Origin of the sequence: uncultured Thioclava sp. (assembly GCF_913064665.1) — a bacterium.
GTDB classification, from domain to species: Bacteria; Pseudomonadota; Alphaproteobacteria; order Rhodobacterales; family Rhodobacteraceae; genus Thioclava; species Thioclava arctica.
In genome coordinates this window covers 1-25,838 of record NZ_CAJYBT010000032.1, presented here as the reverse complement: position 1 = coordinate 25,838, position 25,838 = coordinate 1, and the positions used below count along the sequence as shown (strand labels likewise).

The window sequence follows — 25,838 nt, the reverse complement described above, 5'->3', positions numbered from 1 at the left end:
CCCGCCCGAGCCTGTCTCTGGCGGGGTTATTTATGCGCGCATGTCAGCGGTGACTGGACCTTGCCCCCGCGCGCGGTGTAGCAAGCCTGCGCAGAATATGACCGATGAGGGCCTAGATATGTCGCGCTACGAACCAAGCCAAAGCGAAGCCAAATGGCAAAAAGCCTGGGACGCAGCGCAGCTATTCGCCGCGCGTCACGATCCGGCCCGTCCGAAATACTACGTGCTCGAGATGTTCCCCTACCCCTCGGGGCGCATCCATATGGGCCATGTGCGCAATTACACGATGGGCGATGTGGTCGCACGCTATAAGATGGCGCAGGGATTTTCGGTGCTGCATCCGATGGGCTGGGATGCCTTCGGGATGCCCGCTGAAAACGCCGCGATGGAGCGCGGCGGCCACCCCAAGGACTGGACCTATTCCAATATCGCCGACATGAAGGACCAGATGCGCCCGCTCGGCTTCTCGTTGGACTGGACGCGCGAATTTGCGACCTGTGACCCGGACTATTACGGCCAGCAACAGGCGATGTTCATCGACATGCTCGCTGCGGGTCTGGTCTATCGCAAGAATGCGGTGGTGAACTGGGACCCGGTCGACATGACCGTGCTGGCCAATGAGCAGGTGATCGACGGCAAGGGCTGGCGGTCCGGCGCGGCGGTCGAGCGGCGCGAACTGACGCAGTGGTTCTTCAAGATTTCGGATTACTCCGAAGAATTGCTGGATGCGCTGGACGGGCTCAAGGATTGGCCCGAAAAGGTGCGCCTGATGCAGGCCAACTGGATCGGCAAATCGCGCGGTCTGCAATTCGCGTTCTCGACCAAGGGTGCGCCCGACGGGTTCGAATCGCTCGAGGTCTACACCACACGCCCCGATACGCTGTTGGGCGCAAGTTTCGCTGCGATCTCACCCGATCACCCGCTCGCCAAGCACCTGGAACGCCACAATCCCGAAATCGCGGCGTTTGTCGCGAAATGCCGGGCTGGTGGCACCACCGAAGAGGCGATCGAAACCGCTGAAAAGCTGGGGATGGACACTGGCATTCGCGTGCGTCACCCGCTTAATACCGAGGTCGAGCTGCCCGTCTGGATCGCGAATTTCATCCTGATGGATTACGGCACCGGCGCGATTTTCGGCTGCCCGGCCCATGATGCGCGCGATTTTGAATTCGCGACGAAATACGAATTGCCCATAGTGCCGGTGTTCGAGCCGCTTGAGGGCGACTACCCGGCTGCCGAATTCGTGCCGCTGAAATCCGAGAAGGTCCGCTACATCGCGGGCTTCGCGGGCGATGAGGTGCAGACCGGCGAAGACGGTGTGGCCAGCGCCATCGCATTCTGTGAGGAAAACGGCATCGGTCAGGGCGTGACCAAGTTCCGCCTGCGCGATTGGGGCCTGTCGCGCCAGCGCTATTGGGGCTGCCCGATCCCGGTCGTGCATTGTGCGGCGTGCGGCGTCGTGCCCGAGAAGAAAGAGAACCTGCCCGTCGAACTGCCTTACGATCAGGACGGCGCGCCGATCGATTTCTCGATTCCCGGCAACCCGCTGGATCGTCATCCGAGCTGGCGTGACTGCGCCTGCCCGAAATGCGGCGCGCCTGCGCAACGCGAAACTGACACGATGGATACCTTCGTCGATTCGTCGTGGTACTACGCGCGCTTCACCTCGCCCCATGCCGCCACGCCGACCGATCTGACTGAGGCCGCCTATTGGATGAATGTCGATCAATATATCGGCGGCATCGAGCATGCGATCCTGCACCTGCTCTATTCGCGCTTTTTCGCCCGCGCGATGGCGAAAACAGGGCATCTGCCCGCGCAAGCTATCGAGCCGTTCAACGCGCTGTTCACGCAGGGCATGGTCACGCATGAGATCTATCAGACGCGCGACGCCAAGAACCGCCCGGTCTATCACCTCCCCGAAGAGGTCGAGGACGGCAAGCTGAAGGCCACCGGCGAGACCGTTGAGATCATCCCCTCAGCGAAAATGTCGAAATCCAAGAAGAACGTCGTCGATCCGATGAATATCATCGCCGCGTTCGGCGCAGATACCGCGCGATTCTTCGTGATGTCAGACAGTCCGCCAGAACGCGACGTGGAATGGACGGCAGCCGGGGCTGAGGCCACGTCGAAATTCCTCAACCGCCTGCATCGAATCGCCGATGAGATCGCCACCTCGGACGCGCCTGCCGATACGGCCGAGGATCTGGCGCTGATGAAAGCCGCCAACAAAACGGTGGACGAGATCACCCGCTCGATCGAAGGATTCACCTTCAACAAGGCGGTGGCGTCGCTTTACGCGCTGACCAACACCCTGTCCAAGTCGAAAGCCGGAGCCGAAACCAAGCAGGCCGCAATGAAGCTGATGGCGCAGTTGATGGCACCTATGGTGCCCCATCTGGCCGAGGATATCTGGCAAATGCTGGGCGGCGAGGGATTCGTGAGTGGCGCGCGCTGGCCAGTGGCCGATCCTGCGCTGCTGGTCGAAGACAGCGTCACGCTGCCCATTCAGGTCAATGGCAAGCGGCGCTCGGAACTGACCGTGCCGGTGGACATGCCAAAGGAAGAGGTTGAAAAGCTGGCGCTGGCCGACGAACATGTCGTCAAGGCGCTGGCAGGAGGTCAGCCCAAGAAACTCATCGTCGTGCCGGGGCGCATCGTCAATGTGGTCATCTAACCGAAGAACCTTCTTGCTCACCGGCGGCGCGCTGGGGTTGAGCGCGTGCGGCTTCACCCCGGCCTATGGCCCCCAAGGTGGCGCGGCCAAGCTGCTGAACGGCGTGTCTCCGGATGCGCCCGACAGTCCGGATGCGTTTGAACTGGTGACACATCTGCAAGCACGCCTCGGCCCAGCCAATCCGGCGCGCTATCGCCTTGGCTATAGGATCGAGACCACTGCTGCGGGCCAGGGGATATCACCCGATAACGCCACCACGCGCTATCAACTCACCGGCACGGTCGATTACACGCTGCGCGATGCAGCCAGCGATGCGGTGTTGCTGACGGGACGAGTGAATTCCTTTACCTCATGGTCGACAACTGGCACCATTGTTGCCACGCAATCCGCCGAGCAAGACGCCCATCGCCGCCTGATGCGCATTCTCGGCGATCAGATCGTGACGCGGTTGCTGGCGCAAGCGTCGAGCCTGCCGCAATGAAACTGGCCGGGGCTGCCGCAGCGCGCTATTTCGCCAAGCCCGACCCCGACCGCACCGGCCTGCTGATCTATGGCGGGGATGCAATGCGCGTGGCCCTGCGTCGCCAAGAGGTGATCGCCGCCCTGATCGGTCCGCAAGGCGAAGAAGAAATGCGCCTGACGCGCATTGCGGGGGCTGATCTGCGCAAATCTCCCTCACTGCTGTTGGATGCGATCAAAGAGGTCGGGTTCTTCCCCGGCCTGCGCGTCGCCTTTCTCGAAGATGCCACCGAAACCGTGACCGACGCGATCACGACGGCGCTGTCGGAATGGCGCGATGGCGATGCGCGCATCGTCGTCACCGCCGGATCGCTGACCGCAAAATCGAAGCTGCGCAAGGCGTTTGAGGGCCATTCCAGCGCCTATGCGGTCGGCATTTACGACGACCCGCCCTCGCGCGAAGAGATCGAGGATATCCTGCGCCGCGCGGGGCTGCGCGATATCAGCGCCGAGGCGATGACCGATCTGCTGGCTTTGTCGCGCGCGCTCGATCCCGGTGATTTCCGCCAGACGGTAGAGAAGATTTCGCTGTATAAATATGGCGACGAAGCCGCGCTGAGTCCCGCCGATGTCGCCGCCTGTGCGCCTTCTTCGGTCGAGGCAGGCGTCGATGATGTGCTCGAAATCGTGGCTGACGGGCGCGCGCCCGAACTTGGCCCGGTGATGCAGCGACTCGAGAGTCAGGGTGTGCAGCCGGTGCTGCTGACGATCATGGCGCTGCGCCATTTTCGCGCGCTGCATGCGGCAGCCTCGGACCCGGCCGGGCCCGGTTCGGGAATTGCGCGCATCCGCCCGCCCATCTTTGGGCCACGCCGCGACAAGATGCAGCGTCAGGCGCAGAGCTGGGGCATGTTCAAACTGGAAACCGCGCTCAAGGATCTGGTCGAGGCCGATCTGACCCTGCGCTCGGCGTCGCGGGCGCCGCAAATGGCGGTGATCGAACGCACGCTGATGCGGCTGGCAATGCTGGCGCGGCGATGAAAACGGCACTGGTCATTGGCGGCGGCCCGGCGGGCATGATGGCGGCCGAGGAATTGGCGCGCACAGGCGCCGATGTAACGCTGGTCGAGGCAAAACCCACCCTTGCGCGCAAATTCCTGATGGCGGGAAAATCGGGGTTGAACCTGACCAAACAGGAGCCGCTCGAAACATTTCTGTCGCACTATTCACACCCGCAAATCGCTGCAATCACCCGCCCCTTCGGGCCCGATCAGGTGCAGGAATTTGCGCGCGATCTCGGGATCGATCTGTTCACCGGTTCGACTGGGCGCGTCTTTCCAAGCGGCATGAAGGCCTCGCCATTACTGCGCGCTTGGATTGCGCGGCTCACCGGGCTTGGCGTTTCGATCCTTACGCGTTGGCGCTGGCAAGGGTTTGATGGCGCGGCGCTCGTCTTTGACACGCCTGAGGGCCGCAAGACCTTACACCCCGATATCACGGTGCTGGCGCTTGGCGGGGCCAGTTGGCCGCGCCTTGGGTCGGATGCGGCTTGGGTGGCGTGGCTGGCGGGCAAAGGGGTTGCGATCACGCCCTTCCAACCCGCCAATATGGGCTTTCAGATCAACTGGTCCGACCATATGCACGCCCATCTCGGCCAGCCCGTCAAAGGCGCTGCCTTGATCATACCGACTGGCCGCTCTCGCGGCGAATTTGTCCTGTCCAAACGCGGCATCGAAGGTGGCGGCATCTATCAGATCGCAGCGCAATTGCGCGCGGGCGCGCCGCTGCATCTCGACCTCGCGCCAGATATCGACATCGACACCCTCTCCCAGCGGCTCGGCTCAATCTCGCCCAAACAAAGCCTGTCAAACCGCCTGCGCCGCGGGGCCAAACTTGACCCGGTCAAACTGGCGCTCGCGATGGAATGGGGCCGCCCATTGCCAACCGATCCCCAGAGATTGGCCGCTACGCTCAAATCGCTGCCCGTGCCGCTTGGCCCGCCACGCCCGCTATCCGAGGCGATCTCCAGCGCTGGCGGCATCGCGTGGGACAGCCTCAGCGATGATCTTGAACTCACCGCTTTGCCCGGCATCTTTGTCGCTGGCGAAATGCTGGATTGGGAGGCCCCGACCGGAGGCTATCTGCTCACCGCGTGCCTGGCCTCCGGACGCCACGCAGGACGCGCCGCGGCGCGCCGCCTTATGTCTTCCCCTGATTGAAATATCCCGGGGTGAATGGCCGCAGGCCAGAGGGGCAGCGCCCCTTTAGCCGTCGCGTTTCGCCACAGCGCGCTGATAGGCGGGACGTGCACGCATCCGGGCGTGATACGCGCTCAAGCGATGCTCGGTGATCGGAAATTTCGACAGCAACGCCCAATCCAGACAATGCGCCAGAATGATATCAGGCACCGTCATCTCGTCTCCCATCACGAAATCGCCCTCGCCCATCCGATGCATCAGGGTGTGCTGCGAGCGTTCAAATTCCCAACGCAGGCTGTTCTTGATGCCAGACAGCCGCAGCTCTTCAGGAAGCACGAAACTGTGGCGCGCAGCGGTCCAGAGACTGGCGTCAAACTCATCAAGCAAAAATTGCGTCAGGCTGTCTTGCCGCGCCCGCTCCAGTGAGCCCGCTTTATGTGTCAGCTTGCCATGCGCATCCGCCAGATAGGTGATAATCGCCGTGGAATCGGTAATTGGCGTGCCATCCACCACCAGCACTGGCACCTTGCCCGCCGGATTGAAGGCCACCACATCGCTTGAACGCGGCTCAGCGCGCACATGTTCATAGTCCAGCCCCAACTCTTCGAGCGTCCATAAAACGCGCAACGTGCGCGAGCCCACCGTGCCGATCACCGTATACATGCCGCCCCCTATTGCACCCCCATCATTGGCCATATTGGGACACGGCTGAGACGAAGGTGCAAGCCATCCGCGCGATTGTGATAATGCACAGGCGGGAAAAGGACTCAGCCCTCTTGTTCCAGCAGCGCACGCAGCCCCGCGCGATAGTCGCGATAGCGCAGTGCAACGCCGAGATCGCGCTTGATCTTGTCGTTTCGCACCCGCTTGCTTTCGGCATAGAAACTGCGCGCCATCGGCGACAAGTCTGCCGTGTCAAAATCGACGGCGGGCGGCTGAGGCAAGCCCAGCAATTCCGCAGCGTAGCTGATCACGTCTTGCGGTGGGGCCGGATCATCGTCGCAGACGTTATAAACTCCCCCCGGATCGGGCCGGTCGATCGACGCCAAAAGCACTTGCGCGATATCCGCGACATGGATGCGCGAGAAGACCTGCCCCGGCTTGATGATCCGACGCGCGCTCCCCTGGCGCAGCTTTTCAAATGGCCCGCGACCGGGGCCGTAAATCCCGGCAAGGCGAAAGATATGCAGCGGCAGGCGATGGGCGGCTCCAAGCGCGCCCCACGCAGCCTCGGCCTCGACACGCGCCTGCCCGCGTTTGGTGGCGGGGGTCAGCGGCGTAGCCTCATCCACCCAGCCGCCCGCGTGATCGCCGTATACACCAATGGTCGAGAGATAGCCGACCCAGTCAAGCTGCGGCGCGGCCTGCGCGAGTTGCGCACCCGCAGCCGCCAGCACCGGGTCGCCCTCGGGACCGGGGGCCACGGAACTCAGCACATGGCTGACCCCCTCAAGCGGTAGATCGCCGCCTTCCCAGATCACCGGCTCCACGCCCTGCGCGCGCAGGCGTTCCGCCTTGTCTACCGAGCGCGTTGTACCGATCACCCGCCAACCGCGCGCCAACAACAGCGGTGCCAGCGCTTGGGCACTATAGCCGTGTCCGATGGAAAGAAGCGTGGGCATTTCCGCCCCCCTTTGCCGAACTGTCATCTGACCTAGGTAGAGCCTGCGTGAACGCATCACAACGTCTCTTGAACCTTCGCGCGGTCAATGACAGGCTGGGACATGGAACTTAGCAACAAAATCAAATCCTGGCCCGAGGCTGCTGCGCGCTTGATTGCCGTTGCCGCCGGGCGTGAGCCTGCCGACCTTGTGATCAAGGGTGGCAAATGGGTGAATGTGCATTCGCGTGAGGTGCTTGAGGGCTACGATATTGCCGTGGCTGAGGGGCGCTTTGCCGCCATTGCGCCCGATCTGTCTTCTGCAATCGGCCCCGACACCGAGGTCATCGAGGCCGAGGGGCGCTACATGGTGCCGGGCCTGTGCGATGCGCATATGCATATTGAATCTGGCATGCTGACACCGGCGGAATTTGCCGCCGCTGTGATCCCGCATGGCACGACAAGCATGTTCACCGACCCCCATGAGATCGCCAATGTGCTGGGCCTTGAGGGCGTCAAGATGATGCATGACGAGGCGCTGATGCAGCCCGTCAACATCTTCACCCAGATGCCGTCCTGCGCGCCCTCGGCACCGGGGCTTGAGACGACCGGCTTTGAAATCACCCCCGAGGATGTGTCGGCGGCGATGCAATGGCCGGGCATCGTGGGCCTCGGTGAAATGATGAATTTTCCCGGCGTGGTTGCGGGCGATCCCAAGATGCTGGCCGAGATTGCGGCGACGCAGAATTCGGGCAAGACGGTGGGCGGGCACTATGCCTCGCCCGATCTGGGGGCCTCGTTTCGCGCCTATGTGGCGGGTGGTCCGGCGGATGATCACGAAGGCACCTGCGAGGCCGACGCGATTGCGCGGGTGCGTCAGGGGATGCGCTCGATGATGCGGCTGGGCTCGGCTTGGTATGACGTGGAAACGCAGATTACCGCGGTCACCGAAAAGGGCCTCGATCCGCGCAATTTCATTCTGTGCACCGATGATTGCCATTCCGGCACGCTGGTGCATGACGGGCATATGAACCGGGTGTTTCGCCATGCCGTGACCTGCGGGGCCGAACCGCTGGTCGCGCTGCAAATGTGCACGATCAACACCGCCACCCATTTCGGGCTAGAGCGCGAGTTGGGGAGCATCACGCCGGGTCGGCGCGCCGATCTGATCCTGACCTCGGATCTGGCCACTCTGCCAGTCGAGCATGTGATCGCGCGTGGCCGCACGGTCGCAAAAGACGGCAAATTGCTGGTAGAATGCCCGCACTTCGCCTGGCCCGAAAGCGCGCGCAATACCGTGCATCTGGGCAAGACACTGACAGCAGAAGACTTCGCAATCGCCGCGCCCGAAGGGGCCAACACGGTCACTGCCCGCGTGATCGGGGTCGTTGAAAATCAGGCCCCAACCAAGGCGCTCACGGCGGAACTGGATGTGACGGACGGTCTGGCCCAGCCCGATACCGCCAAAGACATTGCCCAGATCGCCCTCGTCGAGCGTCACCAAGGCACCGGCGGCGTGACCAACGGGTTTGTCTCGGGCTTTGGCTACAAGGGTCGCATGGCGATGGGGTCCACCGTTGCCCATGACAGCCACCACATGATCGTGGTGGGCACCGACCGCGAGATGATGGCCGCCTGCGCCAATGCTTTGGGCGAGATGGGCGGTGGCATTTCGGTCTGGAAAGACGGGGCCGAGATCGCCACCGTGCCGCTGCCTATCGCCGGGCTGATGTCGGATGATCCCGCCGCGACCGTGGCCGAACGTGCCGGAAAAATGGTGCAGGCAATGGCCGACTGCGGCTGTACCCTGAACAACGCTTACATGCAGCATTCGCTACTCGCGCTTGTCGTCATTCCTGAAATTCGGATTTCGGATCTGGGGCTGGTCGACGTGACGCGCTTTGAACTGACGGAATTATTCAAATGAACGAACCTCTCACGACCCTGACCCCGGACGCGCGCGATCCGGAACGTTTCACCGATGCCGAGGCCGCCGTAGCGCGCCTTGAGGAACTGTATGAACAGGCCACCAGTTTTTTGCTGGAGAAATTCAACGACACGTTGGAATCTAAACGCGCAACAGCACGGTTTCGCGCCTTTTACCCCGAGGTGCGCATCACCGTGCCCTCGCATATCAAGGGCGACAACCGGATGAGCTTTGGCCATGTGCCAGTGCCCGGAACCTATACGGCCACGCTGACGCGGCCCGATCTGTTTCGCAATTATCTGACGCAGCAACTGGGCTTGCTGATGCGCAATCACGGCGTGCCGGTGCAAGTTGGTCCCTCGGATACGCCGATGCCGGTGCATTTCGCCGTCGCCGCGCATCCGGATGTGACCGTGCCCCAAGAAGGCGTGCTGGATTTCAGCCTGCGCGATGTGTTCGACGTGCCCGATCTGGCCTCGATGAACGACGATATTGTCAACGGTACCGCCGGGCCAAACCCGGATGGGTCAGGCCATCTGGCTCCGTTCACCGCCCAGCGCGTGGATTATTCGTTGGCGCGTCTGTCGCATTACACCGCAACTGCCGCCGAGCATTTCCAAAACCATGTTCTGTTCACCAACTACCAATTCTACGTCGATGAATTCGAAGATGTGGCGCGCCGGATGCTAGCGGATCCGCATTCGGGCTATTCCAGCTTTGTCGCGCCCGGCAATCAGGAAATCTTTGATCCGCAAGAGCAAATTCCCGGCCTCGCGAAACTGCCGCAAATGCCGACCTACCACCTCAAGCGGCCGGATGGGCAAGGCATCACGCTGGTCAATATCGGGGTTGGTCCGTCGAACGCGAAAACCGCGACCGATCATATCGCCGTTCTGCGCCCGCATGCCTGGTTGATGGTCGGGCATTGCGCGGGGCTGCGCAACTCGCAATCCTTGGGCGATTTCGTGCTGGCTCATGCCTATCTGCGCGAGGATCATGTGCTCGATGACGACCTACCGGTCTGGGTGCCGATCCCGGCCTTGGCCGAAATTCAGATTGCCCTGCAAGAGGCCGTGGCCGAAGTCACCGATCTGGACGGGTTTGAGCTTAAACGGATCATGCGCACGGGCACGGTCGCTACAATCGACAACCGCAACTGGGAGCTGCGTGATCAATCCGGTCCGGTGCATCGGCTTAGCCAGTCACGCGCCGTCGCGCTGGATATGGAAAGCGCAACGATCGCTGCAAACGGATTTCGCTTTCGCGTTCCCTACGGCACATTGCTCTGTGTTTCCGACAAACCGCTGCATGGCGAGTTGAAGCTGCCGGGCATGGCGACCGAGTTTTATCGCTCGCAAGTGTCCAACCACCTGTTGATCGGCATCCGCGCGATGGAGAAGCTGCGCGAAATGCCGTTGGAGCGCATTCACAGCCGGAAATTGCGCAGTTTCGAGGAAACAGCCTTCCTGTGACGCAGGAAAATCCATGAAATAAGGCGAAAAGGTCTTGCCTTGCTCAATAAAAACGTGTCGAACATTGCCGACCAACCGCGTGATGCGGACGAAATTGACCCCGGCCAAGCGGGGCGAAGAGAGGATTAAATATGTCGAAACCGATGACCAAGACACAGCTTGTGGCTGCACTCGCCGAAGCAATGGACGCCGACAAGAAAACCGCCTCGGCCGCGCTGGACGCGATGACCGACGTGATCACCAAAGAGGTCGCTGCAGGCGGCGCCGTGACCCTTCCGGGCATTGGCAAAGTTTACTGCCGCGAGCGTCCCGAGCGTATGGTGCGCAACCCCGCCACCGGTGAGCAGATGCAAAAGCCCGCCGACAAGCAAGTCAAGGTTACCGTGGCCAAAGCGCTTAAAGACAGCGTCAACGCCTGATCCCCTCTCGCTTAACGAGGGACACACGACAGACAGGGCCGCTAGCGCAATGACGCAGGCGGCCCTTTTCATTGCCGACATTACGCTTTGGGGGACGTATGGATCTGCGCTCTATCGGAATGGGGTTGGCCTTTGCCCTGATGTGGTCGTCGGCCTTTACATCGACCCACATTATCGTAGCTCAGGCACCGCCCCTTGCCTCGCTGTCTTTCCGCTTTCTGATCTCCGGTGTGCTGGGCATCGTGCTGGCCCTTGCGCTGGGACAAAGCTGGCGGCTGAGCCGGGCACAATGGCGCGCCACAATCCTGTTCGGGATCTGCCAGAATGCGCTGTATCTGGGCTTTAACTGGGTCGCGATGACAACGGTTGCGGCCTCGGTTGCGGCGATCATCGCCTCGACTATGCCGCTGATCGTGGGCGCATTGGGCTGGATTGTGTTTCGCGAGCGGCTCTCTCCTTTGGGGCTGATCGGGCTAATCGCAGGGTTTGCGGGCGTTGCGATCATCATGGGCGCGCGGCTGCAAGGCGGGGTGGACCCTTATGGTTTGATGCTGTGTGTTTTTGGCGCGCTTGCACTTGCGGTGGCCACACTCACCGTGCGCGGAGCGAGTTCCGGCGGGGGCGGCGTGTTGATGGTTGTGGGATTGCAGATGCTCATCGGGGCAGCGGTGCTGGCCGTGGTCTCGGGGTTGACCGAGGCGATTGCGGTAGATGTCACACCCAAGCTTGCCACCGCATTTATCTACACGGTCCTGGTGCCGGGGCTCGCCGCGACCTGGATCTGGTTTCAATTGGTCGGGCGGATCGGCGCGGTGCGCGCAGCGACGTTCCACTTCCTCACGCCAGTCTTTGGCGTGGCGATTGCGGCGGTCGTTCTGGGCGATCCGCTGGATTGGCATGATGCGCTGGGGGTTGCGGTGATTGCGGGGGGCATTCTGGCCGTACAGCTGTCCAAGCAAAAGGTCGTGCGATGAACGGCTGGGGTGAATTCCTACTGGCGGGATTTGCCTTTCTCGCCTCGCACGCGATCCCGTCGATGCCGCGCCTTAAGGGCGCGTTGGTTGCGACCCTTGGTGCGCGCGGCTGGACGATTGCATTTTCCACACTCTCGACCGTGCTGCTGTTTTGGCTGATTTTCGCCGCCGGGCGCGCGCCCTATGTCGAGCTATGGTCGCAAGACAGGTGGGCGCGTTGGCTGGTCAATATCGCGATGCCTTTAGCGATTGTGCTGGGCAGCTACGGGGTGGGCGCGCCCAATCCCTTCGCCTTTGAAGGGCGCGCCAGTGGGTTCGACCCGACCCGTCCGGGCATCGCAGGGCTGACCCGCCAACCGCTGCTTTGGGCGATCCTGTTGTGGGCAAGCGCGCATCTGATTGCCAATGGCGATCTGGCACATGTCATTCTGTTCGGAGCGTTTGCGCTGTTCACCGGCGCTGGGATGCGCGCGCTTGAGGCGCGCAAGCGCCGTGTCTGGGGCGCAGCGGACTGGCTAAGGCTGAGCGCGCACACAGCCCTGATCCCCTTTGCCGCGCTGCTGTGCGGGCGTTGGCGGCCAAAAGCCCTGCCCTCGCCGCTGCGCTTGATCGTGGCGGTAGGCGTGTGGGGCGCGCTCTATTCCCTGCACGCCCCCGTCATCGGTGTCAGCCCGCAGCCCTAGCGCAGGGTCTGCAACAGCTCCAGCGTGGCATAGCCATCGGGCGCAAGCCCGCGGGCCTTCTGATAGGCAACGATTGCCTTGGCCGTGTTCGGCCCGATCTTGCCATCGGTGCCATCGGTATCATAGCCCGCCGCCGTCAGCCGTTCCTGCAGCTCGATCTTCTGCGGCGCGCTCAGCGGCTTGCCGGTGCGCGGCCAGTCCCGCACGAACGGCCCCTTGCCCTTGATACGATCCGCCAGATGCCCGACCCCGATCACATAGCTATCGGCGGCATTGTAGCGCGAAATTGCCCGGAAATTCCCGAAGATCATGAAGGCAGGTCCCTTCGCCCCCGCAGGCACAAGGATCGAGGCGGGGCCGTAATTCGCAATCGACCCGCCCGTCGCCGAGCGCACACCCAGTGCCGCCCATTGCGCGGGCGACTTCTTGGTGCCCTTGCCGGTCAGGCTGTAATTGAAGCCCGCAGGCAAGGTGACCTCGACCCCCCAAGGCTGCCCCTTCGACCAACCCGAACGCGCCAGATACGCCGCCGTCGAGGCCAGCGCATCCGTCGGATCATTCGACCAGATGTCGCGCTTGCCGTCGCCGGTGAAATCGACCGCATAGGCCTCATATGAGGTCGGGATGAACTGCGTATGGCCCATCGCGCCCGCCCATGATCCGGTCATGTGGCGTTCATCGACATCGCCCGACTGGATGATCTTGAGCGCGGCAATCAACTGCTTGGCAAAGAATTCGCCGCGCCGCCCGTCATAGGCCAGCGTCGCCAGTGCGGGGATGATTGCGGTGGTGCCGCGATGCGCGCCATAGCGGCTTTCCATGCCCCAAATCGCGACGACAACCTCTTTGTCGACGCCGTATTTCTTTTCGATCGCGTTCAGCTGCGGACCATATTGGCGCAGCATCTGCTGGCCGGTCGCCACCCGCTCGGGCGAAACCGCGCTATCGAGATAATCCCAGATGGATTTGGTGAATTCCGATTGATAGCGGTCGCGCTCGATCACCTTGGGATTATAGCGCACATCCGCCATCGCGCGGGTCCACGTCGCGTCGCTGATACCATTGGCCATCGCGCGCGATTTGAACCCCCGAAGCCACGCCTCAAAACGCGCCTCGGTCGCAGGATCGGCGGCGGGGATCGCGTCAGCCACGGGGGTTGCCCCCTTCGCCATCGGGCGCGGCGAAGATTCGGGGGGACCGGCACAGGCGGCCAGCCCAGAAAATGCCACGAAACTCAGAGGGATAAGATAGGAAAGGTTTGCCATATTCTGCCCGAATGTTTGCCATTTCGAAACAGTCTAACAGGCGCAGGGCGCGTTTCAACGGAACTCGGTGCCGCGGGCGGTTTATTGCAGAGGCTTCTTGTCGTCGCCGTAATAGGGCGTCATCTGCGCGACGATCACCGAGTTTTCCGCCAATGCGCGATCCATCAACTCGCGTTCCTCATCGGGGATTTCATGGCCCTGCTCTTCGCGCTCGGCAATCGTGCCGTAGCCCGTCACATCCAGCGGCGCCAGTTCGGCCTGCTTGAGGATCGCTACGGTTTCGCGCACCGCCTCGGCCTCATCGACGCCGCTGGCATAGCACAGCAAGCCCGCCCCCGAGGCCCCTTTGGGCAAGCCATCATTAGGCGCGCGTCCGACCTCGACCAGCAGGGTAAAAACCTGCTGGCGCGAGGGCTTCTTGGCGGGTTTTTCGGCCTGTTCGCTCATCAGTCACGCAACAGTTCATTGATGCCGGTTTTCGAGCGCGTCTTGGCATCGACGCGCTTCACGATCACTGCGCAATACAGGTTGATTCCGTTTTTCGACGGCATCGTGCCCGACACAACTACCGAATAGGGCGGCACTTCGCCGTAGGTCACATTGCCGGTTTCGCGATCCACGATCTTGGTCGACTGGCCGATATAAACGCCCATGCCCAGCACCGAGCCTTCGCGGATGATGCAGCCTTCGACCACTTCGGAACGCGCGCCGATAAAGCAGTTATCCTCGATGATCGTGGGGCCAGCCTGCATCGGTTCCAAGACGCCGCCAATGCCGACGCCGCCCGAGAGGTGCACGTTCTTGCCGATCTGCGCGCAAGACCCGACCGTCACCCAAGTATCGACCATCGTGCCGGTATCAACATAGGCTCCGAGGTTGACGAAAGACGGCATCAACACCGCGCCCGGCGCGATATAGGCCGAGCGGCGCACGATACAGTTGGGAACGGCGCGGAAACCGGCCGCTTTCCACTCGTTATCGCCCCAGCCTTCGAATTTGCTGTCGACCTTGTCATACCAGCTGCTGCCCTGCGGACCGCCCGGCTGCATTTCCATATCCTTCAGGCGAAAGCCCAGCAGAACCGCCTTTTTCGCCCATTGATTGACATGCCAACTGGCGTCAGCTTGCTTTTCAGCCACGCGCAATGCGCCGCGATCCAGCGCATTCAGCGTGTCCTCGATCGCCTCACGCGTCTCGCCCTTGGTGGCGGGCGTGATCGTGTCGCGGGCTTCCCATGCAGCTTCGATGGCGGTTTCCAGCGCGGCGTTGGACATGTCGGTCTTCCTCTTTCAGGTGGCCTTTATCGAGATCAGGCTATAGTTGGTCAAAGCCCAACGCGCAATGAGCAGGACATCCATGAAAGACGATCGCCGCCACCCGTTCCGCGACAGTCAGGAAGACGCCGCCACCGCCAACCGCATCCCGGATACGCCGCAAACGCGCGCGCCCGCCTATCGTCTGGCCTTCACCGACACCGATTTCATGATGCGCGAAGAACTGCGCCCGGTGCGTCTGCAGTTGGAGTTGCTCAAGCCCGAACTGATCATGGATGAACGCGGGATTGAATCAACCATCGTTATGTTTGGCGGCGCGCGCATTCCCGCGCCTGAAAACAAGGACAGCGCCAAGACGCCCTATCTGGCGGAACTGACGCGCTATTACGACGAGGCACGGAAATTCGCATATGAAATGACCGAACGCTCGATGCAAGATTATGGCCGCCAGAACGTGATCTGCACCGGCGGCGGCCCCGGCGTGATGGAGGCGGGCAATCGCGGCGCGCATGAGGCGGGCGGACAGTCCATCGGGCTGAATATCGTGCTACCGCATGAACAGGCGCCCAATGCCTATGTCACGCCCGACCTAGCGTTCAACTTCCACTACTTCGCGATCCGCAAGATGCATTTCCTGATGCGCGCCAAGGCCGTTTGCGTCTTTCCCGGCGGGTTTGGCACGCTTGATGAGATGTTCGAGGCGCTGACGCTGATCCAGACGAAGCGGATGGCAAAGATCCCGTTCATCCTGTTTGGGTGCGAATTCTGGCGCGAGATCATCAACTGGGAGCGGTTGAAAGAGGCGGGCACGATCTCGCCCGAAGACCTTGATCTGGTGAGCTTTGTCGAAACCGCTGCCGAGGCCGCGGCGGTGATCGACGGCTGGGATTACGAGGCCTGCTAGGCCTTGGCCTCGGCACTGACCTCGGGCAGTTGCGCGCGCGCGGCGACATGCGCACGCGCCGCCGCCACGAGGGCACGAAACAACGCGCGTTGCCTGCGCGCATAGGTCAGATATTCGGGGTGCCATTGCACGCCCAGCGCAAAGGGCTCCTCGATCCGCTCGACCGCCTGCACCATTCCCGACGTGTCGCGCGCAGCCACGCGCAAGCCATCGCCCAGTAGGTTCACCGCCTGACTGTGCAGCGCATTGACGCGCATCGGCGCGGTTCCCGCCAGCGCCGCCATCCGCGTGTCGGGGCTGATACGAATGTCCTTCTTGGGTAGAATCGTAGAGTGTTTGCGCGCACCGAAATGCCCGTAGGCATCTTGATAGAGATCGCCCCCCAGCGCCACGTTGAGCATCTGCGCCCCGCGACAAATCCCCAAAACCGGTTTGCCCTGCGCCATCGCCTCGTCGATCAGACAGCGCTCAAGATCGTCGCGCGCTGGGTCCAGAACCGCGCTGGCGACCAAAGTGCCGCCGTAAAGTTCGGGGGAAATATCATCCCCGCCGCCCACAATAATGCCGTCAACACACGTCACTTGCACGGGCTTACCGGCTTGCCAGCGTACGGACCGCCCGCCGGCCAGCCACACGCCCAGCGCAATGAACGGATAGACCCGCCAGCCAGTGCGGCGCGAGGTCGAGATGCCGATCAACGGCCTCATAATAGCCCCGCGCCATCCAAAACTGCGTCGCACCGCGCGACCCATTTGTCGCCCAGCAGCGTCAGCCCCTCTTTTGCCGCCAGCCACTCGCGGCACAGATCAGACAACAATTCGGTATCTGCGGCGATCGCCTCAACGCGCCACCAGCGCCGCCACTCGGTATCAAGGGACCAATCCTCGTCGTCGATCCGGCAGTCGGGCAGACGAAAATGAAACGCTGGACGCGGAGACACTGTGCCGCCCTTGCCCTGCTCGGGCGCGATCAGATCGGGGCGCAGATGGGTAAAGATCGGCAGCATATCAAGGCCATGATTGCGCGACAGCGTGGCCGCGCGATAAGTCTGGATTACGGCCTCTAAACTGGCATTCGGGCCAAGCCGCGCCAGTTCGGCGATGAGTTTCTTCGGATAGGGCGCGGTGAAGGGCAGCAACTCGCGGGTGCGCTCAATCGGGTGCAGCTCGCGCATCCATTCCTCGATCAAGGCATAGGCCAAAAGCGGGCGCACGATGTCACGATCTTGCGCGCTCGCAATGGCGGGGTTCAGATGCAATCCAAACCCAAACAGCAGCGATTGTCCCGTTCCCTTCGCCCCTTCTCTGCGCAGCAATGCTATGAAATCAGATAGTTGCAACAGGCCTTTACGATCCAAAGGTTCGGTCACAATCTCGACCGGGATCACCTCGCGCCCGATCTTGAGGCCAATCTCTTTGAACGCGCTATCGGTCTCTTTGCGCAGAAAGATGTCGAGATAGATCTGCAATCTCCCAATCGCACTCTGCGCGACTTCCCAGTCATTGCCAGAGGTTCGTCGGGCTGTGCCGCCCAGATTCTGGGCGGCCAATTGCGCGATTTGCTTCTCGGTCAGACCGGCCAGTTCAATCTCGACACCGATGCGGCGTGGCGTTCCATCGGCCGTATCGGGCTGCGGCAACGGGGCGATAGCCTCTCGCGTCATGATCTCTCCAGTCTATTGTCCCTTTGGGGGACAATGCGGCGAGAGGACGCTAAGTTCCCTTACAGTCCGGCCTCCGCCGCGATCTCGGCGCGGCTTTTGCGCGACCGCTCGGTTGCCGATTTCAACTGACCACAGGCAGCCATGATATCTTCACCGCGCGGAGTACGGATCGGGCTGGCGTAACCGGCTTTGTAGATGATGTCGGCAAAGCTTTCGATGCGCTGCCAATCAGAGCGCTCATAAGGCGCACCGGGCCATTCGTTGAACGGGATCAAGTTGATCTTGGCGGGAATGCCCTTGATCAGCTTGACCAGACGGCGCGCATCCTCGTCGCTGTCATTCACGCCCTTGAGCATGACATATTCGAACGTAATCCGTTCGGAATTGGACAGCCGCGGGTACTCGCGCAGGGTGTTCAGCAGCGTCTCGATGTTCCAACGCTTGTTGATCGGCACCAAGCGGTCGCGCACCTCATCGGTGGTCGCATGGAAAGATACCGCCAGCAGACAGCCGATTTCCTCGGCCGTCTTCGCGATTTCGGGTACCACACCTGACGTGGACAGCGTGATGCGGCGGCGCGACAGCGTCAGCCCCTCATTGTCCATCACGACCTGCATCGCATCGCGCACATTGTCGAAATTATACAGCGGTTCGCCCATGCCCATCAGCACGACATTCGACACCAGCCGCGTCTCATTCTTGGGGCTGTTCTTTTCGGGCCACTCGCCCAGATCGTCGCGCGCCACCATAACCTGACCGACGATCTCGCCCGCCGTGAGGTTGCGCACCAGTTTTTGCGTGCCGGTGTGACAGAACGAACAGGTCAGCGTGCAGCCAACCTGACTGGAAATACACAAGGTGCCGCGCGTCTCTTCGGGGATGTAGACGGCTTCTACCTCATGCCCGCCGGCGATGCGCAGCAGATATTTGCGCGTGCCATCTTCGGAAACCTGCTTTGTCACGATCTCGGGCAGGGTGATTTCAAACTGCTCAGCCAGCATCGCACGATAGTCTTTTGCGAGGTTGGTCATCGCCGCGAAATCGCGCACGCCCCAATGATAAATCCATTGCCAGACCTGCCCCACACGCATTTTCGCCTGCTTCTCGGGGGTGCCCGCTGCGATCAAAGCTTCGCTCATCTGCGCGCGAGTCAGGCCGACAAGATTGATCTTGCCGCCCTCGGGCAGTTTGCGCGGGATCGTATGCACGTCTTGCGTAATCGGTGCGTTGGGCTGGGTCATGGCGCATTTCCTTGGAATCAAGGGCTTCATATAGGGGATTCACCCCAGCGCGTGTAGGGAAAAACCAAAAAATAACGCCCCGACCAGCGGCCAGGGCGCCTAATGCAAAATCGCCGCACTTATTTGCAGCGCGTCGCAGCCTCTTCAGTGGCCGCGGTAAAGCCCATCAACGAGAAGTTATCCTGGGTCTGAGTGCCCCGGCCCGAATGGCCTGTCAGGGTCACATCGCTCCCCGATTTGAGGGCAGCGATCACCTTGGCATCCTCATCGGGAGAACCAGCCCAGGCACCTTCGCCATCCGTGAAGAGTGTGAACTTCTGCCCGCCCACGTCCAGTTCCACAGTTGAGCCCGATGCAAAGGGATAGCCGCCCCGGAACGACACTTCCGGCGCCTTGCCCGGTCGGTAGGTCACGAACAACAAGATGTCGCCGCGCCGCACCTGCACAACTTTGCCATCCTTGGTATTGACCGTTTTCTTCGGCTTGGACACGCCCCAACATTCCTTGGGATTGTCGTCGACGAAGACACTCCAGTCAGTCGACGCGGCGACACGGTTGGTGCTTTCTTGCGCGACCGCGCTATGCGCCACCCCAAACGTGAGCCCAATTACGGTCACGACCCGCAGACACATATTTTTCATGCTTACAGCCTCCAGCTGCCGTTTGCCTCTACATCGCCCGGGCTGATCACCCTTTTCTTGCTGGCGGATGCGTTTTCCACTCGATAACACCTGTTTAACCGATAAATGCCTAGAGGGAAAACCCCTGGTTGGCGAGAAATCGCCCATTAGATTAGGAGCATGACCATGACTGCAGCACCAATGATCGAATTTTGGCGTGGTGGGATACTGGAATCCGTTCACGCTGGCCATGCCGTGGTCTTCGGACCTGATGGAATTGAAGAGGCGTGGGGTGATCCGGAAGCGGTAATTTTCCCGCGATCTTCGGTGAAAATGATTCAGGCATTGCCTTTGGTCGAAAGCGGAGCGGCGGATGCAGCCGGATTGAGCGAACGCCATCTGGCCTTTGCCTGCGCCAGTCATTCCGGCGCGGCCTTGCATCGCGATGCCGCCGCCGAGTGGTTGGCAGGCTTGGGCATGCATGAGGAAGACTTGCGCTGCGGCACGCATATGCCGTGGGACACGGCTGAAAAAACGCGGCTGGTCTGTTCCCATGAGGCCCCTTGTCAGCTGCACAATAATTGCTCGGGCAAGCATGTTGGCTTTCTCACGCTGAACCGACATTTGCGCGGCGGCTCGGAATATGTCGAAGTGACCCACCCGCTTCAGCAGATAATCAAGACCACTTTTGAAGAGGTGACCGATGTGACCTCTCCCGGTTTCGGGATTGACGGTTGTTCTGCGCCGAATTTCGCAACCACGGTGACTGGTCTGGCGCGCGCAATGCAATTCTTCGCGGCCGCCAACCCCGAGGGTTCAACACGCGAGCGCGCCGCCGCCCGGCTGACACAAGCGATGGCGACCTTTCCTGAAATGGTTGCCAATGACGGGCGCGCCTGCACCGAATTGATGCGCGCAATGGGGGGCAGAGTGGCCGTGAAAACGGGGGCCGAAGCTGTCTATATCGCAATCCTGCCAAAGCAAAAGCGTGGCATTGCCCTCAAGATCATGGATGGTGCCACCCGCGCTTCGGAAGCTGCGATTACAGCGCTTTTGATCCGCCAAGGCGTGCTGGATCGCAACCACCCGACGGTAGAGACCTGGCTTACGGGAATTCAGAAAAACTGGCGTGGAATCGTGACTGGCGAGATTCGACTTTCTCCGGGGTTTGGCTGATCGTTACAGCAGCAGCGACATGCTTCCGCTCGAGGCATTTTGTAGCAGAGTCAGCGCGGCTTCGCCTGAGCTGATTGAACCACTCGTGCTAAGTTGCGAACGTAGCAAAAAGTCGCGCGTGAGCTTTTCAAGCTTTTCGCCATCGCTGAACTGCGCCGGGTCACTCGAGCCAAAAAGCTGATCTGCCTTTGCCGCATACATCTTCACCTGCGCATCGACATCAAGCGAGCCAACGCTCCTGGGCAGGCCAAGTGCTGTTTGAAACACCGTGCTCATCGTTGACGACCCGATAATAGAATACCATTTCGTGGTCTCAGTATTCGTTTTAGCCGCCAACGCGGGCAGGTCGCGCTGCAAGGCTAACGCAAGACGCATATCATTGTCGCTATTGCCAACGGCAATTTCGAACTGGCGTGTCTCATATTGACCCAAGATTTCGTCAGGAAAATTCGAGAGAACCGTGCGTGGCGTGGTGTAATCACCAAATCCGAAGGCCTGCGTCATAGCAAAGTAACGCTTGTCAGAGAGTTTATTCGCAAGCGCGTCGCCATCCAGAGAGCCCTCATCAAGCACCTTGCGAATGAAAAATTTGTTGTCGATATCATCGTCAAGACCGAACGCGCCCAGCGCGACAGATAAGAGCCGGCGGTCGCCCACCAGCTCTTCTGCTGTTTTGATAGAGCCGATCTTTTCGCGGAAATAATCCTCGTTGCGCTGGATTTCGTTTGAGGCAGAAAACGCCGCCTGCTGCTTTTCCATCGTGCGATTGAGAAAACTCCACCCGGAAAAACCGCTGAAAGGTACGATCGGCTGATAGCTCATTGCGGATGTGCGGCTAGAAGCCGCGCCTCCCGAGGCAACAGGCTGCGCAGGAATTTCAGCGCCTGATAGGGCTGCCCGTCAAGCACTGCGTGACTGGCAGAGTTCAACTGCGCCCGGCTATCATGATCCGTCAGCACCTGGCTGAGTTGTTCGATCCCACGCAGAAGCTGCATCTTGGCGTCCTCCGGGTCGGCATCGCCCGACAGCACGAGCTGCGCAATATAACACACGCGGCGCACCGGGGTGTTGACCTCTTCGGGGTGGATGGCATCACGCAGCCGCAGGATATGTGCGTTGGGCGTCATGATCGCAAGGCGCGAGCGTCGCTCGCCATTCTCGATCACGGCACCATTGATCAGCACACGCTCTTTCGGTGCAAGTTTCAGAACAAGGCCGCTCATGCTGCGCCTCCTTCTTGGCGCAAACCGCGCATGATTGCGGTATTGATGTCAATCAGAACATCAACCGAGGCATCGCCGGTAAGAACCTTGCGGCTATGCACTTGCGTGAACTCATTGAGATAAAAAAGTCGCGCGCGCAGGTCGCTGGGCAATCTATTGCCAGGGTCAGCAACATCCGAGGCGAGCACCGTCCACAGCTTGCGGTTGTCATAAACCGCCGCGGCCAGAGCAGGAAACTGCGCCTTGCCGGCATCGGAGGCCTGTTTCAAGCGCCGTGTGATACGCGCAAAAAGTTCGAATTCGGTGCCACGCGCGGTGCGGACAGGTTGTCCGGGATTGGCGTAGGCCGTTTTGGCCAGAGTCGTAGCGAACACGGGAAATCCTTCCTGTGACTGGATACATCAGATCGCGGCTTTTCCGCGGTGAAAGGGGGCGCCAGTTTCGGCGCCCCCCTATGTCATCAGCGGAACAGCGACAGGATGTTCTGCGGCTGCTGGTTCGCAATCGACAGCGCCTGGATACCCAGCTGTTGCTGGGTCTGCAGGGCTTGCAGACGGGCCGATGCCTCTTCCATATCCGCATCGACAAGCGCGCCGATCCCAGATTTCATCGAATCCGACAGGTTGGAAATGAAGCTGGACTGGGTTTGAATGCGCCCCTCAGCAGAACCAAAAGCCGAGGCGGCATCAATCGACTTGCCGATCAGCGTTTCAATATTGCTCAGGGCTGCGATCGCACCAGCGTCCGAAGTCACGTCGATATTGGCCAGCGTTCCCAAACCACCAGATGCAGCATCGGTGCCTGCGGTCCCGCCACTCGTGGCACGCAGACCGACATCGATATCTGTACCCGAGTTATTGGTGATCGTGATTTGATTGTCAGTCGCCCCAAGCACAGCAGTGTAGCTGCCATCAGTAGCCGCTTCGAAGAAGGAGTTGATCTGGTTCAGCAAATTCTTAGCAACATCGGCCGTACCATCGGAATCCCCGGCAACGTATTGGAAGGTACGAGATCCGTTGGCGGTACTGCCATCTGCTGTCTTGATGTCCAGACCGTCGAGAGCCATCTCATAACCGATGCCTGCAGCGACTTGGCCCACAGTGACAGTCGCGGTGCCACCGCTTGCCGTAACCGTTGCCGGCGCTGTCAGCGCACTGGCTGCCGCGGTTTGGGTCGTGCCAGCGCCCGAAATGTAATCCGGTGCAGCGGTTGCCAGATCTCCCGCACCAAAGTTCTGCGCCGTGACCGGCGTGGTCACCGACAGGTTTTGACGCCCGATGTTGATCGTGCTGGCATTTACGTTCCCGCTCGAGTCGCGATCAAGCGACGAAAGGACGTTCATCGAATCACTGCTCGTCCCGTCGATCAGGTTCAGTCCGTTGAACTGAGCCGCACCGACAACCGATTTAATTTGATCGGTCAGCGCTTGGATATCGGTTTGAATCTTGGTGCGATCGACGTTCTCTTCTTGGGCCGCGACGATCTTGCCCTTCATTTGGGTCAAAAGGTCGGTCACGGTTTCCGACGCCTGACGCGCAACGGCAACCGTCGATTCGCCGAGTGCCAAGCTGTCAGAGATCCCCGAAAAGCCCTTCACATCAGATTCCATGACCTTGGAAATCGCCCAAACAGCGGCGTTGTCTTTGGCCGAGGAAATCGATTTACCGGTCGAGATTTCCGATTGGGTCATCGCCAGACCCGAGTTGATGCCTTTGAGAGTCTGCAGCGCGACCATTGCGCTGGTATTCGTCAGAATGCTGGACATGTCATATTCCTAATTTTTTTGGCGCTTTACGCCAGATTTTCTAAGCCGTTCTTTGAAACGGCGCTCATGTCATTCTGACCGTTGCGCTGCGTTTTATTGCGGCGCGCCATCACATTTGATGCAGGGCCTAGATTGCACAGCTTGCCCTAATGAAATGCTAAGGCCGGCGCTGTAGCCGGCCTAAATTCATGAGAGTTTTCTTTAATGATTAATGGCTTATACACGATGTTCGAGAGAGCCATCGCCACGTCGGATCGGTTTGACCTGGCCGGATTTATCATAGGCATTGAACCCTTTAGACGCACTCAAGATTGCATTGAGGCGGCGCTGAGCGGCCCGCACGCCCTCAAGCGCGGCAGCAAGCAGGCGTTGGTTGTCAGCCGCGATGACGCGCAACTCGTCCAGTCGCGCCGGGCTCGACCCCGCCAGATCGGCGATCAGAGCTTCTTTCCGATTCGCGATCTCGATGAGCGCCGAAAAATCACCGGCACGAATCGCATCCCGTTCAAGGCGCAGCAAATCAATCAGCGCCGTCGTTTTGTCTTCTTCAGTTTGAGCCATTCTTGGCCTCCCGCGCTTTCATTGCCTCAAAGATCGTCTCGGCCAGTCCAATTCCGCCAGCTTCAGCCATAAGCTGTGACTGCTCTTGCCGCAAAAACGAGGAAAATTGCTCTTCGCCGACACCGCCACTGAACGCCCCTTCAGTGTCACCAAGACCCGCGTGTTTGAGCATCTCTGCCAAGAAGTTCGCCTCAAGCTTGACCGCCGCCTCTCGCATCTCCGCCTCATGCTGTGTCGGCGGGGCGGGTTGGGGCGGGGCGGGTTGCGTGATTGGTTGTGTCGGGGTCATGGATCCCTCCAATTGATGCGAATTTTTCTGACTGTGCCATGGCGAGGTAAAGAATCGGTAACTCTCTGCTGACATGCTGGGCAAGCCGCAGACAGAAAGTCTTGAAACCATGATTCCAATTGCCACGACTGACCCGCTCGCCCAGAAATCTTCAGCCTCCGGCCGCGCTGGCGGCGCTGCATGGATGCAAACCGATCCGCTTGGAGCGCAGTTTTCTCTCGACTTTGGGCTTCGCACGCAAAAAGCACCGGCTACAGATGTGGCGACGCGCACCGCGCTACAAGGATCGGGCAGCGCCTTGACCGACGCGACCTTGAAGGACGCACAGAGCGTTGATGAAGGTGCAACGCAGGATCTCACGACCAAGACACCGCCGAGTAATGTTAAAATTGGGCCCGAGATTGCGAATTTTGCAACCCATCTTCCTGCGGTCGAAACTCTCTCGGATCAAGACATTGCGCCAACCCAAATAGTCCAGGGCACGCCGAATCTTGCGTCACTGCAGGTGGCAAATGATGGCGCAATCATGCAAGCGGACCCGGCCTCGTCCGCTCCACAGAAACCGTCAGAACATGACTCGATGTCCTCAGATATCGCCTTTCAACCTGTGTCGGACACAGTAGCTGCTTGGCTTCCTACAGCTACAAACATGCCCAGCAGAGACTCCTCGGCTCCCCCCGTGTTGACCACCCAAACCGCATCTCCAGAGGACAAATTATCGGCGCAATCAAATCAGATCGCGCAAGATACCGCGGAAACGTTGCAGCCAATCCGACACAGTCTTGATGACTCCACAGTGCGCGATCGCCAAAGTATCGCACCAAATACAAACGCCTCAGATCGGCCCCTAAAAGAGGATGCACTGCCGGTATCCGAAAAACCCTCTCGGGGCATAAATCAGTCTGCCAATAGCACCCGTTTCGAACAAAACGCGGCGTTGCATGCGACAGGCCACGTTCGACAAAAACTCGAAACTGCGCAATCGCCCAAAGTCACGACTTCTTTGCAGGCAGGCCCGACTGGTTCCGCATCAACGAAAACATCGTTGTCCGCTGTGACGGCGCTAGGTCAAACTTTCCAAGCACTGGCAAACCCAGCTAGCGCACCGCTTGCGCATGTAGAAAACACGCAAAACAGCCAAAGACCTGCTCCCACAAGACAGCACCAAGTCGATGTCCTGCCTTTACAAGCCGATGCCAAAGCTTTGGGGCAATCGGTTCAAATCACGCCCAATGTCAGGCCGATGCACCAGCCTGTAGAATACATAGGTGATAGCGGCACCGCTGAAACGGCGGCTCTTCAGCCAGAGTTAAAAGGCGATATCACTATTCAAAAAGAAAACAGCAAGTCTGAAGATTTCGCCGCACGCGGTCCCGCTTTTCCAAAGCCGGAATCGGTCGCCATAGCCGACGGACAGCAAGCCGTCTCTCTCGTGAACGACAAAACCA

General features: G+C 60.4%; 27 protein-coding genes. 12 read left to right on the top strand and 15 right to left on the bottom strand.

Annotation, left to right across the window (positions count from 1 at the left end; all coding sequences use genetic code 11):
* The first annotated feature begins 118 nt into the window (after positions 1–118).
* Genes leuS through QZ571_RS13330 form a run of 4 tightly spaced genes read left to right on the top strand, consistent with a single transcriptional unit; the run spans position 119 to position 5,355 of the window.
* Positions 119–2,677, top strand: coding sequence for a leucine--tRNA ligase (gene leuS, locus QZ571_RS13345; RefSeq protein ID WP_295535698.1), 2,559 nt, complete (start codon positions 119–121; stop codon positions 2,675–2,677).
* A complete protein-coding gene (gene lptE, locus QZ571_RS13340) occupies positions 2,664–3,158 on the top strand; it encodes an LPS assembly lipoprotein LptE (protein ID WP_295535695.1) in 495 nt (164 codons plus the stop codon). The genes leuS and lptE overlap by 14 nt, the downstream gene beginning before the upstream one ends.
* Positions 3,155–4,177, top strand: coding sequence for a DNA polymerase III subunit delta (gene holA / locus QZ571_RS13335; RefSeq protein ID WP_295535693.1), 1,023 nt, complete (start codon positions 3,155–3,157; stop codon positions 4,175–4,177). The genes lptE and holA overlap by 4 nt, the downstream gene beginning before the upstream one ends.
* Positions 4,174–5,355, top strand: coding sequence for a TIGR03862 family flavoprotein (locus tag QZ571_RS13330; RefSeq protein WP_295535690.1), 1,182 nt, complete (start codon positions 4,174–4,176; stop codon positions 5,353–5,355). The genes holA and QZ571_RS13330 overlap by 4 nt, the downstream gene beginning before the upstream one ends.
* Positions 5,356–5,400: 45 nt before the next feature.
* Here QZ571_RS13330 and QZ571_RS13325 read toward each other — a convergent pair whose 3' ends face one another.
* Both QZ571_RS13325 and QZ571_RS13320 read right to left on the bottom strand, forming a co-directional pair.
* On the bottom strand, positions 5,401–5,997 hold the full coding sequence (locus tag QZ571_RS13325) for a glutathione S-transferase family protein (RefSeq protein ID WP_295535687.1): 597 nt from the start codon (positions 5,995–5,997) through the stop codon (positions 5,401–5,403).
* Between the two features lie 104 nt (positions 5,998–6,101).
* Entirely contained in the window at positions 6,102–6,956 is an 855-nt protein-coding gene (locus tag QZ571_RS13320; RefSeq protein ID WP_295535684.1) for an SDR family oxidoreductase, read from the bottom strand.
* A gap of 102 nt (positions 6,957–7,058) precedes the next feature.
* On the opposite strand from QZ571_RS13320, the gene ade reads away from it, so the two are divergent.
* The 5 genes from ade (at position 7,059) to QZ571_RS13295 (ending at position 12,409) form a co-directional block, all read left to right on the top strand.
* Positions 7,059–8,861, top strand: coding sequence for an adenine deaminase (ade, locus tag QZ571_RS13315; RefSeq protein WP_295535682.1), 1,803 nt, complete (start codon positions 7,059–7,061; stop codon positions 8,859–8,861).
* Complete coding sequence (locus QZ571_RS13310) at positions 8,858–10,333, top strand: AMP nucleosidase (protein WP_295535680.1); 1,476 nt, start codon at positions 8,858–8,860, stop codon at positions 10,331–10,333. The genes ade and QZ571_RS13310 overlap by 4 nt, the downstream gene beginning before the upstream one ends.
* 131 nt (positions 10,334–10,464) lie before the next feature.
* The gene (locus tag QZ571_RS13305) at positions 10,465–10,752 is read left to right on the top strand and encodes an HU family DNA-binding protein (RefSeq protein WP_038130385.1); all 288 of its coding nucleotides are present in this window, start codon (positions 10,465–10,467) and stop codon (positions 10,750–10,752) included.
* A gap of 98 nt (positions 10,753–10,850) precedes the next feature.
* Positions 10,851–11,726: a DMT family transporter gene (locus tag QZ571_RS13300; protein WP_295535674.1), complete on the top strand. Its 876-nt coding sequence runs from the start codon at positions 10,851–10,853 to the stop codon at positions 11,724–11,726.
* Entirely contained in the window at positions 11,723–12,409 is a 687-nt protein-coding gene (locus QZ571_RS13295; protein ID WP_295535671.1) for an NnrU family protein, read from the top strand. Before QZ571_RS13300 ends, QZ571_RS13295 begins: the two co-directional genes overlap by 4 nt.
* On the opposite strand, the gene QZ571_RS13290 is transcribed toward QZ571_RS13295, so the two are convergent.
* The 3 genes from QZ571_RS13290 to dapD form a co-directional block, all read right to left on the bottom strand.
* Positions 12,406–13,581, bottom strand: a complete 1,176-nt coding sequence (locus QZ571_RS13290) for a lytic murein transglycosylase (protein WP_295535737.1) — start codon at positions 13,579–13,581, stop codon at positions 12,406–12,408. The two genes, QZ571_RS13295 and QZ571_RS13290, sit on opposite strands and share 4 nt — an antisense overlap.
* A gap of 174 nt (positions 13,582–13,755) precedes the next feature.
* On the bottom strand, positions 13,756–14,121 hold the full coding sequence (locus tag QZ571_RS13285) for a hypothetical protein (RefSeq protein WP_295535669.1): 366 nt from the start codon (positions 14,119–14,121) through the stop codon (positions 13,756–13,758).
* Positions 14,121–14,948 (bottom strand): 2,3,4,5-tetrahydropyridine-2,6-dicarboxylate N-succinyltransferase, encoded by an 828-nt coding sequence (gene dapD, locus QZ571_RS13280; RefSeq protein ID WP_295535667.1) that lies wholly within the window; start codon positions 14,946–14,948, stop codon positions 14,121–14,123. The genes QZ571_RS13285 and dapD overlap by 1 nt, the downstream gene beginning before the upstream one ends.
* Positions 14,949–15,030: 82 nt before the next feature.
* Here dapD and QZ571_RS13275 point away from each other — a divergent pair, with 82 nt between their 5' ends.
* Positions 15,031–15,852: an LOG family protein gene (locus QZ571_RS13275; protein ID WP_295535664.1), complete on the top strand. Its 822-nt coding sequence runs from the start codon at positions 15,031–15,033 to the stop codon at positions 15,850–15,852.
* Here QZ571_RS13275 and QZ571_RS13270 read toward each other — a convergent pair.
* From QZ571_RS13270 to QZ571_RS13255, 4 genes are all read right to left on the bottom strand, one after another.
* Positions 15,849–16,559, bottom strand: a complete 711-nt coding sequence (locus QZ571_RS13270) for a gamma-glutamyl-gamma-aminobutyrate hydrolase family protein (protein ID WP_295535662.1) — start codon at positions 16,557–16,559, stop codon at positions 15,849–15,851. The two genes, QZ571_RS13275 and QZ571_RS13270, sit on opposite strands and share 4 nt — an antisense overlap.
* Positions 16,556–17,515, bottom strand: coding sequence for an amidoligase family protein (locus QZ571_RS13265; protein WP_295535659.1), 960 nt, complete (start codon positions 17,513–17,515; stop codon positions 16,556–16,558). Before QZ571_RS13265 ends, QZ571_RS13270 begins: the two co-directional genes overlap by 4 nt.
* A 59-nt stretch (positions 17,516–17,574) precedes the next feature.
* Positions 17,575–18,756: a 23S rRNA (adenine(2503)-C(2))-methyltransferase RlmN gene (rlmN, locus tag QZ571_RS13260; RefSeq protein WP_295535656.1), complete on the bottom strand. Its 1,182-nt coding sequence runs from the start codon at positions 18,754–18,756 to the stop codon at positions 17,575–17,577.
* 119 nt (positions 18,757–18,875) lie between these two features.
* A complete protein-coding gene (locus tag QZ571_RS13255) occupies positions 18,876–19,397 on the bottom strand; it encodes an invasion associated locus B family protein (protein ID WP_295535653.1) in 522 nt (173 codons plus the stop codon).
* 165 nt (positions 19,398–19,562) lie between these two features.
* Between QZ571_RS13255 and QZ571_RS13250 the strand changes: the two genes are divergently transcribed.
* Positions 19,563–20,552 carry an asparaginase gene (locus tag QZ571_RS13250; RefSeq protein WP_295535651.1) on the top strand — a complete coding sequence of 330 codons (990 nt, stop codon included), beginning with the start codon at positions 19,563–19,565 and terminating at the stop codon, positions 20,550–20,552.
* A 3-nt stretch (positions 20,553–20,555) separates the two neighbouring features.
* Here the strand turns inward: QZ571_RS13250 and QZ571_RS13245 are convergent, their stop codons facing one another.
* The 6 genes from QZ571_RS13245 to QZ571_RS13220 form a co-directional block, all read right to left on the bottom strand.
* Positions 20,556–21,374 (bottom strand): DUF1217 domain-containing protein, encoded by an 819-nt coding sequence (locus QZ571_RS13245; protein ID WP_295535648.1) that lies wholly within the window; start codon positions 21,372–21,374, stop codon positions 20,556–20,558.
* Positions 21,371–21,775: a flagellar biosynthesis repressor FlbT gene (flbT, locus tag QZ571_RS13240; RefSeq protein ID WP_295535645.1), complete on the bottom strand. Its 405-nt coding sequence runs from the start codon at positions 21,773–21,775 to the stop codon at positions 21,371–21,373. Before flbT ends, QZ571_RS13245 begins: the two co-directional genes overlap by 4 nt.
* Complete coding sequence (gene flaF / locus QZ571_RS13235) at positions 21,772–22,149, bottom strand: flagellar biosynthesis regulator FlaF (protein ID WP_295535642.1); 378 nt, start codon at positions 22,147–22,149, stop codon at positions 21,772–21,774. Before flaF ends, flbT begins: the two co-directional genes overlap by 4 nt.
* Positions 22,150–22,235: 86 nt before the next feature.
* On the bottom strand, positions 22,236–23,540 hold the full coding sequence (locus QZ571_RS13230) for a flagellin (protein WP_295535639.1): 1,305 nt from the start codon (positions 23,538–23,540) through the stop codon (positions 22,236–22,238).
* Between the two features lie 216 nt (positions 23,541–23,756).
* Positions 23,757–24,101 carry a flagellar protein FlgN gene (locus QZ571_RS13225; RefSeq protein ID WP_295535637.1) on the bottom strand — a complete coding sequence of 115 codons (345 nt, stop codon included), beginning with the start codon at positions 24,099–24,101 and terminating at the stop codon, positions 23,757–23,759.
* Positions 24,088–24,390 carry a rod-binding protein gene (locus QZ571_RS13220; RefSeq protein WP_295535635.1) on the bottom strand — a complete coding sequence of 101 codons (303 nt, stop codon included), beginning with the start codon at positions 24,388–24,390 and terminating at the stop codon, positions 24,088–24,090. The genes QZ571_RS13225 and QZ571_RS13220 overlap by 14 nt, the downstream gene beginning before the upstream one ends.
* A 73-nt stretch (positions 24,391–24,463) precedes the next feature.
* Here QZ571_RS13220 and QZ571_RS13215 point away from each other — a divergent pair.
* On the top strand, positions 24,464–25,838 hold a 1,375-nt coding region (locus QZ571_RS13215), incomplete at its 3' end, for a hypothetical protein (protein WP_295535631.1).

Bases quoted from the DNA above. Each gene is read 5' to 3' on its own strand.
- QZ571_RS13250 (WP_295535651.1), top strand. From the start codon at position 19,563: ATGACTGCAGCACCAATGATCGAATTTTGGCGTGGTGGGATACTGGAA.
- dapD (WP_295535667.1), bottom strand. From the start codon at position 14,948: ATGTCCAACGCCGCGCTGGAAACCGCCATCGAAGCTGCATGGGAAGCC.
- QZ571_RS13285 (WP_295535669.1), bottom strand. From the start codon at position 14,121: ATGAGCGAACAGGCCGAAAAACCCGCCAAGAAGCCCTCGCGCCAGCAG.
- QZ571_RS13255 (WP_295535653.1), bottom strand. From the start codon at position 19,397: ATGAAAAATATGTGTCTGCGGGTCGTGACCGTAATTGGGCTCACGTTT.
- QZ571_RS13265 (WP_295535659.1), bottom strand. From the start codon at position 17,515: ATGACGCGAGAGGCTATCGCCCCGTTGCCGCAGCCCGATACGGCCGAT.
- rlmN (WP_295535656.1), bottom strand. From the start codon at position 18,756: ATGACCCAGCCCAACGCACCGATTACGCAAGACGTGCATACGATCCCG.
- QZ571_RS13320 (WP_295535684.1), bottom strand. From the start codon at position 6,956: ATGCCCACGCTTCTTTCCATCGGACACGGCTATAGTGCCCAAGCGCTG.
- QZ571_RS13275 (WP_295535664.1), top strand. From the start codon at position 15,031: ATGAAAGACGATCGCCGCCACCCGTTCCGCGACAGTCAGGAAGACGCC.
- QZ571_RS13230 (WP_295535639.1), bottom strand. From the start codon at position 23,540: ATGTCCAGCATTCTGACGAATACCAGCGCAATGGTCGCGCTGCAGACT.
- QZ571_RS13290 (WP_295535737.1), bottom strand. From the start codon at position 13,581: ATGGCGAAGGGGGCAACCCCCGTGGCTGACGCGATCCCCGCCGCCGAT.
- QZ571_RS13270 (WP_295535662.1), bottom strand. From the start codon at position 16,559: ATGAGGCCGTTGATCGGCATCTCGACCTCGCGCCGCACTGGCTGGCGG.
- QZ571_RS13300 (WP_295535674.1), top strand. From the start codon at position 10,851: ATGGATCTGCGCTCTATCGGAATGGGGTTGGCCTTTGCCCTGATGTGG.
- QZ571_RS13245 (WP_295535648.1), bottom strand. From the start codon at position 21,374: ATGAGCTATCAGCCGATCGTACCTTTCAGCGGTTTTTCCGGGTGGAGT.
- QZ571_RS13325 (WP_295535687.1), bottom strand. From the start codon at position 5,997: ATGTATACGGTGATCGGCACGGTGGGCTCGCGCACGTTGCGCGTTTTA.
- leuS (WP_295535698.1), top strand. From the start codon at position 119: ATGTCGCGCTACGAACCAAGCCAAAGCGAAGCCAAATGGCAAAAAGCC.
- QZ571_RS13305 (WP_038130385.1), top strand. From the start codon at position 10,465: ATGTCGAAACCGATGACCAAGACACAGCTTGTGGCTGCACTCGCCGAA.
- QZ571_RS13330 (WP_295535690.1), top strand. From the start codon at position 4,174: ATGAAAACGGCACTGGTCATTGGCGGCGGCCCGGCGGGCATGATGGCG.
- QZ571_RS13220 (WP_295535635.1), bottom strand. From the start codon at position 24,390: ATGACCCCGACACAACCAATCACGCAACCCGCCCCGCCCCAACCCGCC.
- lptE (WP_295535695.1), top strand. From the start codon at position 2,664: ATGTGGTCATCTAACCGAAGAACCTTCTTGCTCACCGGCGGCGCGCTG.
- holA (WP_295535693.1), top strand. From the start codon at position 3,155: ATGAAACTGGCCGGGGCTGCCGCAGCGCGCTATTTCGCCAAGCCCGAC.
- QZ571_RS13310 (WP_295535680.1), top strand. From the start codon at position 8,858: ATGAACGAACCTCTCACGACCCTGACCCCGGACGCGCGCGATCCGGAA.
- ade (WP_295535682.1), top strand. From the start codon at position 7,059: ATGGAACTTAGCAACAAAATCAAATCCTGGCCCGAGGCTGCTGCGCGC.
- flbT (WP_295535645.1), bottom strand. From the start codon at position 21,775: ATGAGCGGCCTTGTTCTGAAACTTGCACCGAAAGAGCGTGTGCTGATC.
- QZ571_RS13295 (WP_295535671.1), top strand. From the start codon at position 11,723: ATGAACGGCTGGGGTGAATTCCTACTGGCGGGATTTGCCTTTCTCGCC.
- QZ571_RS13225 (WP_295535637.1), bottom strand. From the start codon at position 24,101: ATGGCTCAAACTGAAGAAGACAAAACGACGGCGCTGATTGATTTGCTG.